The sequence below is a fragment of the Oribacterium parvum ACB1 genome (assembly GCF_000238055.2).
Taxonomy (GTDB): domain Bacteria; phylum Bacillota; class Clostridia; order Lachnospirales; family Lachnospiraceae; genus Oribacterium; species Oribacterium parvum.
In genome coordinates this window covers 426,781-442,843 of record NZ_KE148312.1, presented here as the reverse complement: position 1 = coordinate 442,843, position 16,063 = coordinate 426,781, and the positions used below count along the sequence as shown (strand labels likewise).

15 protein-coding genes are annotated in these 16,063 nt (G+C 34.9%); all 15 read left to right on the top strand.

Annotated features, from left to right (window positions below; all coding sequences use genetic code 11):
- Positions 1 to 79 precede the first annotated feature (79 nt).
- The 15 genes from HMPREF9625_RS02165 (at position 80) to HMPREF9625_RS02095 (ending at position 16,061) form a co-directional block, all read left to right on the top strand.
- Positions 80 to 1,387, top strand: coding sequence for an ATP-binding protein (locus tag HMPREF9625_RS02165; protein WP_036596599.1), 1,308 nt, complete (start codon positions 80 to 82; stop codon positions 1,385 to 1,387).
- Positions 1,388 to 1,427: 40 nt separating this feature from the next.
- Entirely contained in the window at positions 1,428 to 1,598 is a 171-nt protein-coding gene (locus HMPREF9625_RS11285) for a hypothetical protein (RefSeq protein ID WP_154650193.1), read from the top strand.
- 247 nt (positions 1,599 to 1,845) lie between these two features.
- Complete coding sequence (locus HMPREF9625_RS02160) at positions 1,846 to 2,586, top strand: class I SAM-dependent methyltransferase (protein ID WP_009535371.1); 741 nt, start codon at positions 1,846 to 1,848, stop codon at positions 2,584 to 2,586.
- Between the two features lie 122 nt (positions 2,587 to 2,708).
- Entirely contained in the window at positions 2,709 to 3,074 is a 366-nt protein-coding gene (locus HMPREF9625_RS02155; RefSeq protein WP_009535370.1) for a helix-turn-helix domain-containing protein, read from the top strand.
- A 16-nt stretch (positions 3,075 to 3,090) separates the two neighbouring features.
- Complete coding sequence (locus tag HMPREF9625_RS02150) at positions 3,091 to 3,888, top strand: ImmA/IrrE family metallo-endopeptidase (RefSeq protein WP_009535369.1); 798 nt, start codon at positions 3,091 to 3,093, stop codon at positions 3,886 to 3,888.
- Positions 3,885 to 4,724, top strand: coding sequence for a hypothetical protein (locus HMPREF9625_RS02145; protein WP_009535368.1), 840 nt, complete (start codon positions 3,885 to 3,887; stop codon positions 4,722 to 4,724). Before HMPREF9625_RS02150 ends, HMPREF9625_RS02145 begins: the two co-directional genes overlap by 4 nt.
- Before the next feature lie 188 nt (positions 4,725 to 4,912).
- Positions 4,913 to 6,787 carry a sugar transferase gene (locus tag HMPREF9625_RS10990; RefSeq protein WP_009535367.1) on the top strand — a complete coding sequence of 625 codons (1,875 nt, stop codon included), beginning with the start codon at positions 4,913 to 4,915 and terminating at the stop codon, positions 6,785 to 6,787.
- Between the two features lie 8 nt (positions 6,788 to 6,795).
- On the top strand, positions 6,796 to 7,557 hold the full coding sequence (locus HMPREF9625_RS02130) for a glycosyltransferase family 2 protein (protein WP_009535366.1): 762 nt from the start codon (positions 6,796 to 6,798) through the stop codon (positions 7,555 to 7,557).
- A 51-nt stretch (positions 7,558 to 7,608) separates the two neighbouring features.
- Positions 7,609 to 8,691 (top strand): glycosyltransferase WbsX family protein, encoded by a 1,083-nt coding sequence (locus HMPREF9625_RS02125; protein WP_009535365.1) that lies wholly within the window; start codon positions 7,609 to 7,611, stop codon positions 8,689 to 8,691.
- A 67-nt stretch (positions 8,692 to 8,758) separates the two neighbouring features.
- Entirely contained in the window at positions 8,759 to 9,904 is a 1,146-nt protein-coding gene (locus tag HMPREF9625_RS02120; protein ID WP_009535364.1) for a glycosyltransferase family 9 protein, read from the top strand.
- A gap of 33 nt (positions 9,905 to 9,937) precedes the next feature.
- Entirely contained in the window at positions 9,938 to 11,368 is a 1,431-nt protein-coding gene (gene rfaE2, locus HMPREF9625_RS02115) for a D-glycero-beta-D-manno-heptose 1-phosphate adenylyltransferase (RefSeq protein WP_009535363.1), read from the top strand.
- Positions 11,369 to 11,378: 10 nt separating this feature from the next.
- Positions 11,379 to 12,344, top strand: a complete 966-nt coding sequence (rfaD, locus tag HMPREF9625_RS02110; RefSeq protein ID WP_009535362.1) for an ADP-glyceromanno-heptose 6-epimerase — start codon at positions 11,379 to 11,381, stop codon at positions 12,342 to 12,344.
- An 18-nt stretch (positions 12,345 to 12,362) separates the two neighbouring features.
- On the top strand, positions 12,363 to 13,616 hold the full coding sequence (locus tag HMPREF9625_RS02105) for an oligosaccharide repeat unit polymerase (RefSeq protein ID WP_009535361.1): 1,254 nt from the start codon (positions 12,363 to 12,365) through the stop codon (positions 13,614 to 13,616).
- A gap of 82 nt (positions 13,617 to 13,698) precedes the next feature.
- Positions 13,699 to 14,613: a hypothetical protein gene (locus tag HMPREF9625_RS02100; protein ID WP_009535360.1), complete on the top strand. Its 915-nt coding sequence runs from the start codon at positions 13,699 to 13,701 to the stop codon at positions 14,611 to 14,613.
- Positions 14,610 to 16,061, top strand: coding sequence for a flippase (locus tag HMPREF9625_RS02095; RefSeq protein WP_016361583.1), 1,452 nt, complete (start codon positions 14,610 to 14,612; stop codon positions 16,059 to 16,061). The genes HMPREF9625_RS02100 and HMPREF9625_RS02095 overlap by 4 nt, the downstream gene beginning before the upstream one ends.
- Positions 16,062 to 16,063: the final 2 nt, after the last annotated feature.

Below are 16,063 nucleotides of genomic sequence, written 5' to 3'. Positions count from 1 at the left end.
AATATCTTGATTAAAGCCCAATTTAGAATATAATCTGTTTTATATAGATGAAAAAAATGTTCCATTCTGCAAAAAAATCATGGAGATAGATATGCTGCCAAGAAAACAATATGTTAATGAGTTGATGAGATTAAAAGAGAACGGAAGAGTTAAGATTATTACCGGTCTTAGACGAAGTGGCAAGTCAGTCCTTCTTTTTGACTTGTTTCGCCGGCAACTCTTAGACGAAGGAGTTGTTCAGGAACAGATTATAGGGATACAGTTGGATGATTTGCGAAATATGAAATATCGCGATCCACTTCATTTGGATGAATATATTAGAAGTCAAATTACAGATGCAAAAAAGGTTTTTTATGTATTTATAGATGAGATACAGCTGGTTTCCGAAGTAAAGAACCCCTATGTGGATAATCAGGAAGCTAAGATTAGTTTTGTAGATGTGATTCTAGGGCTTTTGAAGATAAAAAATGTGGATGTCTATGTGACCGGCAGTAACTCTAAAATGCTTTCGTCAGATGTGCTTACACAGTTTAGAGATAGAGGGGATGAGATTAGAGTGTTTCCTCTTTCTTTTGCTGAGTTTTATGATGCTTATGAAGGAGATAAGCGGGAGGCCTGGCAAGAGTATTACACCTATGGCGGAATGCCGATGATTTTGGAAATGGATACGCATGAACGGAAAAGTAAATATCTTCGATACCTATTTGAAAGAACTTATCTTAAGGACATCATGGAGAGAAATAAGATCAAGAACGACGAAGAGGTACTGGCTATACTTCTTGATATCCTGGCATCCGGGATTGGTTCATTGACAAATCCCGGTAAACTGTCCAATACCTTTAAGAGTGAAAGAAATATATCCCTTGCACCGGATACCATTGATAGATATTTGCATTACTTTGAGGATTCCTATCTGCTTCAAAAGGCAAAGCGTTATGATGTTAAGGGAAAAAAATATATTAAGACACCGTCCAAATATTACTATACCGACTTAGGATTAAGGAATGCCAGACTTGGATTTAGACAAATCGAGGAAACGCATTTGATGGAGAATGTACTCTATAACGATTTGATACGGCGAGGCTTTGATGTAGACGTCGGAGTCGTAGAGATTGCAACTATGGAAGAGGGCAAAAAAGTGCGGAAACAATTAGAAGTGGATTTCGTGCTTAATAGGGGAAATGACAGGTACTACATTCAGTCGGCACTAAGCATTGCAGATCCGGAGAAGAAAAAGCAGGAAATCGCATCTCTCCTCAGAATACCGGATTCTTTTAAAAAGATGGTCGTGGTCAAAGACTATTTAAAACCTTGGAAAGATGATAATGGAATCCAGTATGTGGGGATAGAACATTTTCTCAGGGATGAAAATATCCTTGTGGGATAAAATGACTAGACAGCCCCCCTTTGTCTGATAGGAGCATCGTATGAGAGAATTTAAAAGCATATCCGGCCTGTATGACGGCAATTTAGCCTTATCCATAGCACCGGCCCTCACCCCCAAAGGGATAGAGGAAAATCCATTGTTTTTTCAGGGAGAAATCGTCAGCGAGTTTAGAAACGCGAGGCGGATGCTGTGCTTCAGTTTGCAGACGTAAGCCCTTGCAATTCCTTATATGTCGAAGAAATCTGACGAAAATATACAGTAAGTGAATTTATATCTATTTATTGGAATTTCCATAAAAAGGAATATTCATGCAAAGGAATATTCGTGTAAAAGAATATTAAGAAAGAGATATTCATGCGAAGGAAGATTCATGTAAAAGCATATTCATGCGAAGGAAGATTCATGTAAAAGACAAAGAATTATTTCAAGAGTCTATCGGACAGGGAGGTTTTGCATAGATGAAAGAGCGTGTATACGGAGAAAAAGTCAGCATCGACACAGAAAATACAGTTTCCTTTTATGATCAAAGAGCGAAGACAATCAAAAACAGAAAGCAAGAATATACGACGGTTTTACTGGGCGATCAGGACCCGGATTTTTCCGTTAAGTGGGATGCGTATGAAAAGCAATTTATCCTTCCCAAGTTAAAGCTCAATCAAGACAAGGTGATTCTGGATATCGGCTGCGGGATAGGAAGATGGGCAGAGGCTGTTGCGGATCAATGTAAGGAATATTACGGTGTGGATTTTTCTTCGGAAATGATTGCCGTGGCAAAGGAGAATATCAAGAATGAGAACTGCCACTTTTATGCCATGTCCGCTGTCGATGCAGTATTCAATCCGAAAATCACAGATCGGAAATATGACATTGTGATAGATGTCGGCGTTTCCATGTATATCAACGAAGAGGAATTGGAGGAATGTTACCAGGGACTTAAAAAACTAGCGGATCGGGATACCCTGTTCTATTTTGAAGAGAGTGTCGGAAAAAAGGAAAGAATTACTTTAAACCATATATGGTCAGACAATTTAAATGCCTATTATGGCGCAATCTATAGAACAAGAGAAGAATACAAAAGGCTTATAGAGGAGTGCATGAATGGCGTGGAGTTTATCGAGGAAGGATATCTCCAATGCCTTGATAAGGAAGAACATGCGGAAACAAGCCATTGGTATGCGCTGTTTAAGCTGAAAAAGTAGGAAATTACGTCGATTCTCGCAATACCTTATGTGTAAATGTAAAAAAATAATTTACAAATTTGTTGATAGTCTATTTTTTTTGGCATATAATAATACTTTATAAAAGAAGGAAGGGTATCAAGATGAGATTTGATGAATTATTTGAACAAAGGAGTCTGGTGGCTTCAAAGCTAAAGGATTGCTTACGTGATAAAGGCTATACAAAGGTGTCTTTTGCAAAAAAGGCAGAAATTTCGCGTCCTACACTCGATAAGTTGTTAAGCGGCAACATAGATAGTAAAACAACGTTTGACCGGCATATTCATAAAATTTTGAAGATGATGAATATGACGGTTGATGAGCTTATGTTCTATTCTGCGCAACGGAGCAGATCGGTAGTGGCTGTATATTCACAGAATGCACCTGAAAATCACGAGATGAGTGATGCTGCAAGAAAACAATATGATCTGCTGTTGGATATCATTGATCTGTGTGCTGTTTACTACTAAAAAGAGGAACATAGATATGAGCGAGATTATAACTGCGGAGAATATTGATACTGTTGTACAAAGGAATAAAGGAATAGTTGATGAAGTTTCTGCGCAAGCATTGAAGTTACAAAAGAATCCCTCTATAAAGAATCCCTCTATAATGCGAGTTCCCTCGATGTCACAGCTTGCACTACTGATACTTCAAGGCTTTGGACTGGTTCAGATGCCGATAGAGGACAAGTATTGGAGCGGTGCAATCTACGTAAAGGAAGGTAAGATTGTTCCTGTCATAAATACTGCACTACCGCGTGTAAACCAGTATTTTGCCGCGTGGCATGAAATATATCATTTGCTGTTTGACAAGGTATCCTTCGATCATATCATTGAGAACGATAATATGATGGAGGAAAGAAAAGCTGAGTACTTTGCAGCATGTATGCTTCTTCAAGATGTTGATAAATACTTTGCGAACCTCACGACTATGGATACTGTATCAAAGGTTATGTACTGTATGTCGGCCTTTGAAGCTCCTTACAAGGCTGTGTTGATATCGCTTTATGAAGATGCTGTACAAAGAAAAAATGAGAATCTTAAAAGTCAGATAAAGGAAATTCTAGACTTAAAGATTGATGATATGCCAAATCGGTTCCGAAGACTTGGGCTTGATGATAGCTTAGTCATGCCATCATACGTTGTTAATACCTCATACCTTCATGAACAAATAAAAAAATGTGAAGAGGCGAATCCTGAACTAAAGTATCATGAGGACAATGAGTCTTTCCTCGAGAATATTATGAAAGAGATTCGGGTGGTTACGAGGCCAGATAGATGATAGGCATAGAAAAAATAACGAAGATAGACAAGAAGCGTATAGCGCTTATGGATACATCTTCTATCTCATTTATACAAAGCTTGCAGAATAAGGGAATTAAGATTGATAGCATCTTGAAAGATTATGAGTTGATTTTGATCCCCGGATGGGTACTTGCGGAAATTGAAGATGCTCCGGGAAGGGCGGAATTTATTCGGAATCTAGTGGATGGCGGTTATCCAATCTACTATATTGCTGAGGAAAGCTATTCTGAACTTACGGGATATGAAGAAGGTAATCTTTATGAAATAGTATTGGCTTCGGTTTCTTTGATAGGGCAAATAAAATCGTACCTGCGAAAGCTCAGCGAAGGTAGAGACCTGTTAGATATGGAGGAATATAAAGAATGGATAAACAAACTCTATGATGAATGGCCACTACCGAAAGAAGTGCTTGCAAATGGTAGAATTAAAAAGAAAAATGCAGGAGAGGTATCTATCACGATTTTGGTAGAAATCGTTTCATGGTATTATCCGAAAACAGAAACTCTTACAGTTTATTCTCAGGATAGCGACACTTATAAGTTTTACCTTGAAGCGGAGGCTAGAATAAGAAAACAGTTTGCTTCGAAAATACCGGAACCGGTATCATATAAGAGTAATGACTGCATACTTTGTCAGCTGTTCCGAGAGGGGGAGATTAAAAAGGAGGATATTCGGGAATGTAGAAAGGACGAACGCAAAATCACATATAGTAAAGAACAGTCAGATCATTCTACAGTCTTAGTGACGGAGATGCTGGATAACGACAAATTTATAGATTTGATAAAGAATGAATCAGTACATATCATTTTTTAATTAAATAGCATGTAGTTCTGTTTTTAAAGGATCTCTTAAGAGGTCCTTTTTTGCTTTTTATTATTTGTAAGAGATGAGTGCAATTTTGTAAGAGATAGGAAGATTTTCTTGTCTCGAAAATGAGATTTATATGCTATACTGGGAAAGTTAAAGAAATTTTCAAAATAGTAAATTACAGGGAGACAGACATGCGAAGAATGACTTTTTGGAAAAAATGGATAATCAGGCTTTCCGCTTTGATGGGAATTGCTTTTGTTCTGCTCTCTATTCATGCAAAAATCAAGAAAAAAGATACAGTGTATACTCATCTTCCGGAGGAGAAAAATCCAATGGAGGGGAAAACAGTTGTTTTCATAGAAGAGGAAAGTGACCCCGTGAATGCAGATGGAGTAAGAGGACATCTGGAAGCGATAGGGGAAAGCAGCTTTAGAGAGTCATTTTATACACGTAGAGTAAAGAGAGCTGTTGATTTGTTTGTTTCTTTTTTTGCTCTTATTTTCCTGTCTCCCCTGTTTTTGGCATTATCCCTCGCTATTGTAATTGATGATCCGGGTCCTGTCTTCTTTACGCAGAAAAGAGTAGGAAAAAATAAGCAGTATTTCCAATTACATAAGTTCCGCAGTATGAAGATGTCCACTCCTCACGATACGCCGACCCACATGCTGAAAAACCCGGAGCAATATATTACCCGGGTCGGAAAGTTTATTCGTGCTCATTCTTTAGATGAGCTTCCGCAGATTTGGGATATTTTTGTGGGAAATATGTCTTTTATCGGACCGAGACCGGGACTTTGGAATCAGGATTGCTTAATTGCCGAACGGGATAAATACCATGCCAATGATGTTATGCCCGGCTTAAGCGGTCTTGCGCAAATCAGCGGAAGAGATGAATTGGAAATTTCGGAAAAGGCAAAGATAGACGGAGAATACGTAGAGAAGATTGGATTTCTTATGGATATGCGTTGTCTTTTTGGGACTGTTTTTGCTGTGCTAGGAAAACAAGGTGTAGTAGAGGGAGGGACCGGGAATAAGAAAGGAAAACAAGAAAAACAACAAACTCTTAGAGAATATAAAGGGACTGCACTCCCTCTTGAAGGAACGCAAGTCTCTGGTATTCCGGAGTTGATTATGAAAGAGAATAACAAAGTATTTAAAATTTTAATCACCGGCGCTCATTCCTATGTGGGGGAGCAGGTAGAGAAATATCTAGAAGAATATAATAAAAAAATCTTTGAATTTAGCCCTGAAAAAAAACGGTATATCATAGAAACAATAAGCCTATATGGAGAAGAATGGAAAAAGAAGGATTTTTCTTGCTATGATGTAGTCTTCCATGTGGCGGGAATTGCGCATGGCAGAATAAAAGAAAATACAGAAGAAGAAATAAACCAGTACTTTGCAGTTAACCGAGACTTGGCTAAAAACGTAGCTGTAAAGGCAAAAAATGAAGGAATATCCCAGTTTATCTTTATGAGCACTATGGCGGTATACGGAGGAATTAAGGATGCAGTTATTACTAAAGAAACTATCCCTTCACCTATATCGGCCTATGGTGAGTCCAAACTACAAGCAGAATGGCTACTGGAAGAACTGGAGGATGAGAAATTTACAGTGGCAATTTTGCGTCCGCCTATGATTTATGGGCATGGATGTAAAGGAAATTATACTAAGATGGTCAAGCTTGCAAGACTACTTCCTGTATTTCCTGAGGTGGGAAATAGCCGTTCAATGATTTATATTGAAAATTTGGCAGAATTTATAAGGCTGTTGATAGAAAATCGAGAAGGAGGAGTTTTTTTTCCGCAAAATGATGAATATATCGATACTGGAAAGATGATTCGGCTAATTGCAAAGTCCCACCATTGGACATGCATATTATTGCCGGGATTTAAGACAATATTAAAATTTATGCAAAAACTTCCGGGGAAAGTTGGTAGGATTAGCAAAAAAGCATTTTCTTCTTTGTATTACCAACAAGAATATTCTGATTACAGAGAAAATTATCGTATTTTCTCTCTGGAAGATTCAATAAAAAGAATTGAAGAGATAAGAAAGAAGGGATAAATAAAGATATGTTTGAGGGAACAACATCAAATATACTGGTTTCTATAGTGACAGTTTCTTTCAATAGTGAAAAAACGATTAGAAAGACCATCGAATCAGTTTTGAATCAAACCTATCAAAATATCGAATATAGAATTGTAGATGGATTATCCTCAGACAATACGGTTTCAATATGTCAAGAATATGAGGATGCTTTCCGGAAAAAAGGAATAAAGTTTGTTATAAGTTCTGAAAAAGATAACGGTATTTATGATGCAATGAATAAAGGCATATTTGCTGCAACAGGAGAAATCATTGGAATCATTAATTCCGATGATTGGTATGAGTTGGATGCGGTTGAATGTGTAGTAGAAAACTATAAGAATACCCATTTTGATTATCTTTATGCAAACATAAATATAGTAACGGGAGATGGAAGTATTCTCGTTAAGCGCTCAAAAAAGGATTTTTTTCCTACTAGCAGGCACTGGAATCATCCCAGCTGTTTTGTGACAAAAGCATTATATGAAGAAACGGGAGGATATAAATGTAAGGGAATATATGATGATTTTGAATTTTTTCTTCAAGCCAGAAAAAATGGAAAAAAAATCTCAATTTTAGATAAAGTTCTTGCGAACTTCAGAACCGGTGGAGTCAGTACACAAAAGAGTTGGAAAGAATGTAAAGAAAGAATACGAGAAAGATATCGATGCTATATTCAAAATCATTATAGTCCTTTGTACATCCTAGAATGTGTAGGTACAGAGTTAGTGAAGATGATAATGGTGTAGACGGCTAATGCCTACATTGAAATGATTTTTGTAGTAGAAAGGAAAGATTGCGTGAAGATTTTAGCATTATATTTACCTCAATTTCATTCCATACCTGAAAACGATAAGTGGTGGGGAAAAGGATACACTGAGTGGACAGCAGTTAAGAATGCAAAACCCCTATTTGCAAACCATTATCAGCCTAGAATTCCACTGGATAATAATTACTATGACTTATCTAATAATTCTGGGAAAACTTGGTTCTGGCAAGCTGAACTTGCTAGAAAATTTGGAATATACGGATTTTGTATTTATCACTATTGGTTTGAAGGAAAACAACTTCTGGAAAGACCAATGGAAATTTTACGTGACCATAAAGAAATTGATATTAATTATTGTATTTGTTGGGCTAATGAGACTTGGAGCAGAAATTGGTATGCACAAGAACGCACGATTCTGTTGGAACAAAGATATGGCGATGAATCTGCATGGATAAAACATTTTGAATATTTAAATACTTTTTTTCGGGATAAAAGGTATATAAAAATAGACAATAAACCTGTAATTAATATATATCATAGCCAAGAGATTACATGTCTTAAGGAGATGTTGGAATGTTGGAATAGATTAGCTATTCAGGAAGGATATGCGGGGGTGTATATTGTTTCTGGGGCTACGTCTAAAGGTACTGATATAAGAGAGGAGCTTATAGATGCAATATATGAGTTTGAACCCGGATATGTCTTGAAGAATTTATTAAATGGCAAAGATAAATATCAATACTTATTTAGGACAGGAATTAGTAGACTTTTAAATAGAGTAAGAAAAAACAAGCTGTTAGAACATAAAATTGATATTGGAATGATCTATAAATACATCGAAAACACTGTATTGTCGGAAAATGTATTTCCTGGAACATTTCCTCAGTGGGATAATACACCTAGAACTGGAAGCTCTGGATTATGCTATATAAACTCTTCACCGGAATTATTTAGGGAACATTTACAAGCCTTAAGGACAAAGTATGGAAATCGAAAATTTCTTTATATTAATGCGTGGAATGAGTGGGGAGAAGGAGCCTACTTGGAGCCGGATGAAAGATACAAATATGAATACTTACAAGCTATTAGTGACGTTTTTGGGGGAGAGAGTTAAAAAGACTTAGTTTTCAATATCTATATTACAGGACTAAAAACTGTTTAGCAGTAATTGGAGATTCTAAATGATAAAAAAGTTCAATCCTCAAAAAACAAAGATTTTAAAATTCTTAAATTTTGTTTTAAGTATATTTTTTCATAAGAAAAAATCGGATTCAATTATAGACATAAAGAAATGTAAGAAGATATTGATTATTGACCCGACACTTATCGGGGATATAGTAATGTTAATTCCTTTTTTGCGGATTATTAGAAAAAACACAAAGGACGCAAAAATTACATTGGTATGTAACAAATGGGCAAAGGATATTTTGCATAATCAAGGTCTTATTGATGGTTTTATTTTTGTAGATAGTAAAATCCTAAATAGTCCATGGGCTTTCATTCGAAATATCAGGTATTTAAAAACAGTATATAGAGAGATTAATAGGGAAGAGTATGATGTGTCAATTGAACCGAGAGGTGATTTAAGATATATCTTGTTTATGCATTATTGTCGTGCAAAAAGAAAGGTTAGCTATAACTATACAGGGGGAGAGAGATTACTTACAGATATAATTATTCCTTCAAATACTGTGAAACATTTGGTTGAGGATAAACTTTTTTTTGCTCAAAAGATAGGATGTGATTATGAAGAGAGCGATAAGTATCCTAAATTATATCTTGATGATGATGAAATAGAAGAAAATGATAGATATAAATTAGAACATCAATTAATTGGTAAAACAATTATTGGCATACATCCGGGAGCTAGTTTAGAAATAAAACAATGGAAACATTTTGACCGTTTGCTGGAAAGGTTAAATAATGAGAATACAGTTTTTATTATTTTTGAAGGACCAAAGGAAGAGGAGGCTGTCGCTCGCGTCAGAAATAGTGCGATATCTGTAAAAGCACAATTTATTACCAGTAAAACGGACATCCGAACTTATGTAAGAAGATTGGCAATATGCAATCTGCTGATATGTAATGATAGTGGTGCAGGACATATAGCGACTGCCTTGGGGGTTCCGACTTGCGTGATTTTTGGACCCATTGATCCGGAGTTGGCAAAACCATATGTAGAAAATGAGTTTGAAAAACTTAGAATCATCTCCAAAGAGTTAGAGTGCAAGCCATGTCTATCTACTAGCTGCAAACATAATAAAGAGTGTATTGATGGAGTCACTACAGAGGAAGTTTTTACAAAAGTTATGTCATTACTGGATTGAAACAAGCGAATAGTTGGAATGAGCAGGTGAGAAATGTATGATTTTCAGAAAGTGAATAAGAAAAAAATATTGGTTGTAGGCGATATCATGATTGATACCTATTACACAGGAGATGTAAGCAGGATTTCACCTGAGGCACCGGTGCCGGTATTTCGTAAAGATAATGAGCGAAGTGTTCTTGGGGGAGCGGCTAACGTGGCTGCAAACCTGATAGCTGCTAAACAAGATGTTACAATGATGTCCATTGTTGGAAAGGATGAGAACGGAGTAAAGTTATTATCTCTATTACAAGAATCAGGCATTAGCACAGAGTTAATAATAGAATCAGAGAGGAAAACAACAGAAAAGATAAGATTTTTGGCTATAAATAATCAACAGGTACTAAGACTGGATATAGAAGATTGCATTCAGATATCTGAAAAAGAATGCAAATGGTTATTGAGTAAGCTCGAAGATAATTTAAAATCTTTTGATTTAATATTGATTTCCGACTATTTGAAAGGTTTACTGACTTATGAGCTAACCCAGGGGATTATTTTACTTGCGAAGAAAAATAAGATTCCGGTCATAATTGATGTTAAAGATAGAAATATTGAAAAGTATAAAGGCGCTACACTTATAAAGCCGAATAGAAAAGAACTCGGACTACTTACAGGAATGCCGGTTGCAACAAAAGAGGAATTGATTGAAGCATCAGAGGTGCTGCGAGTAAAATGTGATAGTGATTATATACTGACAACTTGTGGAGCGAAAGGGATGGTTTTAATTGGTCAAGATCAGCCATATTTCATTGAGTCAGTAGGTAGAGAAGTCTTTGACGTTTCCGGAGCGGGAGATACGACGATTGCCTATTTGTCTACTTGCATGGTCAATGGATTTTCGGTTTTTCAATCTGTTGAGATTGCAAATTATGCCGCAGGTATTCAAGTATCAAAGGTAGGGACGTCTTCAGTGTACTGGAAGGAGATAGAGGATTATCTGGCAAATGAAAAAGATCTGTTTTCTCACAAGCTTCTAATTGGAAATAAAATACAGAACTTTAGGAAAGAGCATGAAAAAGAAAAGATTGTTTTTACTAATGGGTGCTTTGATATTCTCCATGTAGGACATGTCAGATACTTGCAAGAGGCAGCCAAACTGGGAGATCAATTAGTTATTGGTCTAAACAGTGATGATTCAGTTAGAAGACTGAAAGGAGAGGAAAGACCTGTTAATAAACAATTAGATCGAGCTGAAGTTCTTTGCTCACTTGGATTTGTAGATTATGTAGTGATTTTTGAGGAAGACACACCCTATGAGTTAATTAAGGAGATTCAGCCTGATGTTCTTGTTAAAGGTGGAGATTATACAGCGGATGAAGTTGTCGGGAAGGACATCGTGGAAAACAGGGGCGGTCAATTGGTACTTATCCCTTTTGTGGAAGGAAAGTCAACTTCAAAGATAATTGAAAAGATAAAACAATAGGAGAGTAAAAATGATTATTGTAACTGGTGGAGCCGGTTTTATAGGTTCATGTGTCGTTAGGACTCTTAACGATCTCGGAAGATTTGATATTGTCATTGTTGATAATATTGCTTCAACAGAAAAATGGATGAATATCAGAAATAAGAAGTTCATCAAATATGTCCATAAATCCGCTTTTTTGATGGAATTACCTTCTTACAAAAACGTTGAGGCAATTATTCATTTAGGTGCACAGTCCTCTACCACAGAAAAAGATTTTGATTATTTATGGGAGAATAATTTTGAATATACAAAAAGTTTGTGGGACTACTGTGCCGAGAAACAAATTAGTTTTATTTATGCTTCAAGTGCGGCAACATACGGAGATGGAAAACTTGGATTTGATGATAGGATGAATATTGATTCTCTACTACCGTTGAACGGATATGGATATTCCAAGCAGTTGTTTGATTTATGGGTGAAATACCAAGCTGCTCATTTTCCGAAGCAGCATGTGGGGTTAAAATTTTTCAATGTATTTGGTCCTAATGAATACTTTAAGGGCTCAATGGCTAGTATGGTTTTTCATGGTTTCAGACAAATTAAAGAAACCGGAAAAATTAAACTATTTAAATCTTGTAATCCGGAATATAAGGATGGAGAACAACTCAGAGATTTTGTCTATGTAAAGGATATTTGCTCAGTTATTACTTGGTTATTAGACAATGATAACATTTCCGGTTTATTCAATGTGGGAACGGGTAAAGCGGAGAGTTTTAAAGCTTTAGCAGAGGCTACATTTCTTGCTTTAGATATGGAACCGAATATTGAATATATAGAAATGCCGGAACACTTAAAGGAAAAATATCAGTATTATACTAAAGCTGAGATGGATAAATTGAGGTCTTTTGGTTATTCTAAAGATTTTGTACCTATGCACGATGCGGTAACAGAATATGTGGTGGAGTATTTAGCTAGAAATTATGATATTTTTTAGTGGGAGGAATAAAAATATATGGTTATGCCTCTATGCATTCTAATATCAATTCTTATTTGTATTTATACTTTTGTAAAATGTATGTCTCCTGCTGGAATTATAGTAAATCACATTTTACTATTTTCCATTGGGTTTTGGTACTATCTTATATTTCCAATAATTGTGGGTGAAACAATTCCTGAAATTGGTGGTGTTCTATGGGAGAGTTTATATAAAAATATATCGGATTCGAAACTCACATTTTATGTGATTTTACTTTTTGGATTATATTTCGTGTTTATGTTAAGCAATATGCTGCCGATTAGTAGTCAATCAGAAAAATACTATGTTTTTTCCAAGTGGACATTGTATAAATGGCAGATAATTAGTTTTGCTTATTTTTTGTATATGGCATATAAGGCGAAATCAGATTTGTTCAAAGGATATACGGAGAATAATGGAAAAACGAATTATGTGGGAACGATGTCTGCATTGTTATTGATGATTTTTTCGGTTTATTTTATTTATTCTCTTAAATCAAAAAAAAAGAATTTTTACAAAAGTTTTATTAATCCATTATTTGTTGTATATCTTATCTCATCAATAGTGTTGTTGGGTTTTGGGGGAAGATTGTATATTGTTACCTCATTTGTGAGCTTGATTGTTTTTATGTCTACTTTTTATAAACCGCTTCATTATTGGAAAGCAGCGGTTATCACTGCATTGGGATTTTTGGGAATAGGAATAATCGGAATCTGGCGTATTGGTATGAGCTTTTCAATTTTAAATGGATTGCAATTAATATCTCTAGAAAGTGTGTTTACATCTTTTTCTTTAGTGCATTTTTTGGATAATTATCAGATACCAATTATTAAATTTCCATATCCGTTATTATCATCCTTTATAAATCTCATTCCAACAGTGGTTTTACCTAACAAAGCTAGCATGATGATTGGTCTACAGGATGTCGGATATGAGGTATTTAATCCACTCGGAGCTGTTAACGCATTTATGTCCTTTATGTGTAATTTTGGATATATTGGAACTTGTTGTTTTATTGCAATTATGACGGTTCTACTTCGTTATTTAAAGGCTAACAAGAGTGATTTATCTCAAATTATATATTCTTGTATAAGTGCAAACTTAGCATTTACTTTTTTTAGAGATCCATTCTCTGCTTCTCTTATAAAAAATATTTTTGAATTTTCCTTTTTAGTACCATTACTTTTAACCATTATTTGTTCCATTCAAACTAATAAGGGAAAACTTATACGTAGGAAGCTGACAAATTAATTGAAATACTATATAAAAGACTTAACATAATTGTGGTGAAATCAATAAAGACAGTTAATTGAGCTGGAAGAGGAATGAAAATATGAATAGTTGTATTATTTGTCCCATTTATGAGAAAGAAAGAGATTTTAATTATGCTCTAGAGTTTTACCAATCAAAAATACAGTATGGCATCAAGGAGGATATTTATTACATTTTTTCTTATGAAACTCACAAAGAACACTTTGAAGAGAAATTTAAAAAGATGTTTCCTGAAGAAATTCTACTTTCTCTGGTTATTCCTGACAACTTAAACCAGTACAAGAGTCCGGTAACGGTAAAAAAATTATTCGGGGTTTTTAATTTGTATGAAAAGTATGATTATATAGCGGTCGTAGATTGTGAGTGCCTGTTTATTAGATCTGCGAATGTTACGGAAGTATTGTATACAATTTGGAAAAAACAAAGCTTTTTAGTTTGTAATAAGTCCTATTTGTTGCATGATATCTTAAAAACAACAGTATATATGCTTGGACTTGAAAATAATCAGGAATTAAAAAGAGATACAGATAACTATTTATTAAATTGTTGGTTTAGTGATATTCCGGTTTATTGTTCGGAAAATGTTAAAGACTTTCATCAGTGGTTATATTCTCGGCCTAATTTAGATGACTTGTTTAATGAGCGTAAAATAACAGATTATTATCTATATATTTTGTATTTATATTTAGAAAAAGGCTATAGATTTCGTACGCTTAATTACTGGTCTCCATGGGGGATTATGGAAGATGTTAGTTTCACGCATCCTAAATCCTGTAATTCTATTGAGAAGGAAATAGGAACACACTGGAGTTCTAACCCTACATCGAACAATGAAGATGCCATAATACTTTTTCACCGAGATCATCAAGTTTCAATAGAACAATTTAAAAAATTTTTGAGAGAGAGTAAGTTGAAATATATAGGAAGGAGATATGCGCCCTTCTTGATTAAAGTAAAAAACTGGTTAAAAATATGAGCAAAAATTTAATACGCTACAATGCTATAATGAATTTAATATTATCCTTGTCCCAGTATATTTTTCCAATGATTGCCTTTTCTTATGCATCAAGAATTATTGGCGCAGAAGGAATAGGGAAGGTGTCTTTTGCTATATCTTTTGCCTCTTATTTTTCTATGTTTGCAGCACTGGGGATTCCGACATATGGTATAAGAGCTTGTGCGGAGGTTGGGAATGACTATGAAAAACTAAAAAAAGTGACCATGGAGCTTATGACTATAAATTTCGCGACAAGTATTTTCAGTATCTTGGTTTATTTACTTTTTGTTTTTTCAATAGATAAATTAAGGGAAAATAGTCTTTTTCTAGCGATTGCAGGGATTAATATTCTTTCAAATGGGCTTCAAGCGCAATGGTTTTTTCAGGGCATCGAAAAGTATGGATATATAACGAAAAGGACTCTTTTTTTTAGAACTTTATCGTTGGCTGTGATTGTTTTGTTTGTTCGTAAATCAAGTGATGCATTGTTTTACTGTATAGGTCTTATTTTAGTTGAGCTTGGATCGTTTTTGGCAAATAATATATATATTATTAGATTTTTGGGATTTACACATACATGTTATCAGGATATTAAGAGGCACTTTATACCGATACTGTATTTTTTTGCATCTGCTGCAGCTATTAGTATTTATACAAACCTGGATGTCGTAATGTTAGGCTTTTTATCAACGGACACAAATGTAGGACTTTATAGTGCGGCAAATAAAATATACAGGGTATTTAATAGTATCATTGCAGCGGTATTTACAGTCTTTGTTCCCAGAATCATTGCTCTCAGGTCCTCGAATGAGAAGGATGAAGCAGACAGCATGATTAGAAAAGGATTTTATCTGGTGGAGTTGATGGCTTTACCCATAAGTTGTTATCTGATTTTCATGTCCGGATATGTCATTGATATAGTTGTAGGTAGTAATTTTCGTTCCAGTTCAACTGCTCTTTCTGCATTTGGCTTATGTAATATATTTGTCGGTTTTAGTGGAGTGATTATTAATTTGATTATGATTCCATTGAAGCATGAAAAGTTTAGTATGTTTGCAATTTTCTTTGGAGCAATTGAAAATATTGTGTTAAATGTATTTTTTATTACTAGACTCGGAATGATGGGAGCTGTAATAGCAACAGTTGTGACGGAATTGTCAGTTTTAGCTTTTGTTATTATTTTTGAACGAGACATTCTTAGTAAAGATATACCTCGATATTTTTTTTTCAGAGAATGTTTTTTGTTTTTGCTCATTGCTTTTGTGACTTATATCTTGCATATCATTGTAGGAGAAAAAGGAATTCTTTTTCTTATTCTATCCTCTGTTCTTTGGGGATTTAGTATTTTAATAATAATGATATTGGCTAGAAATGAAGTTATGGATTCATTTGTTATCACGTTGATTAAAAAGATACAGAGAAAATAGGA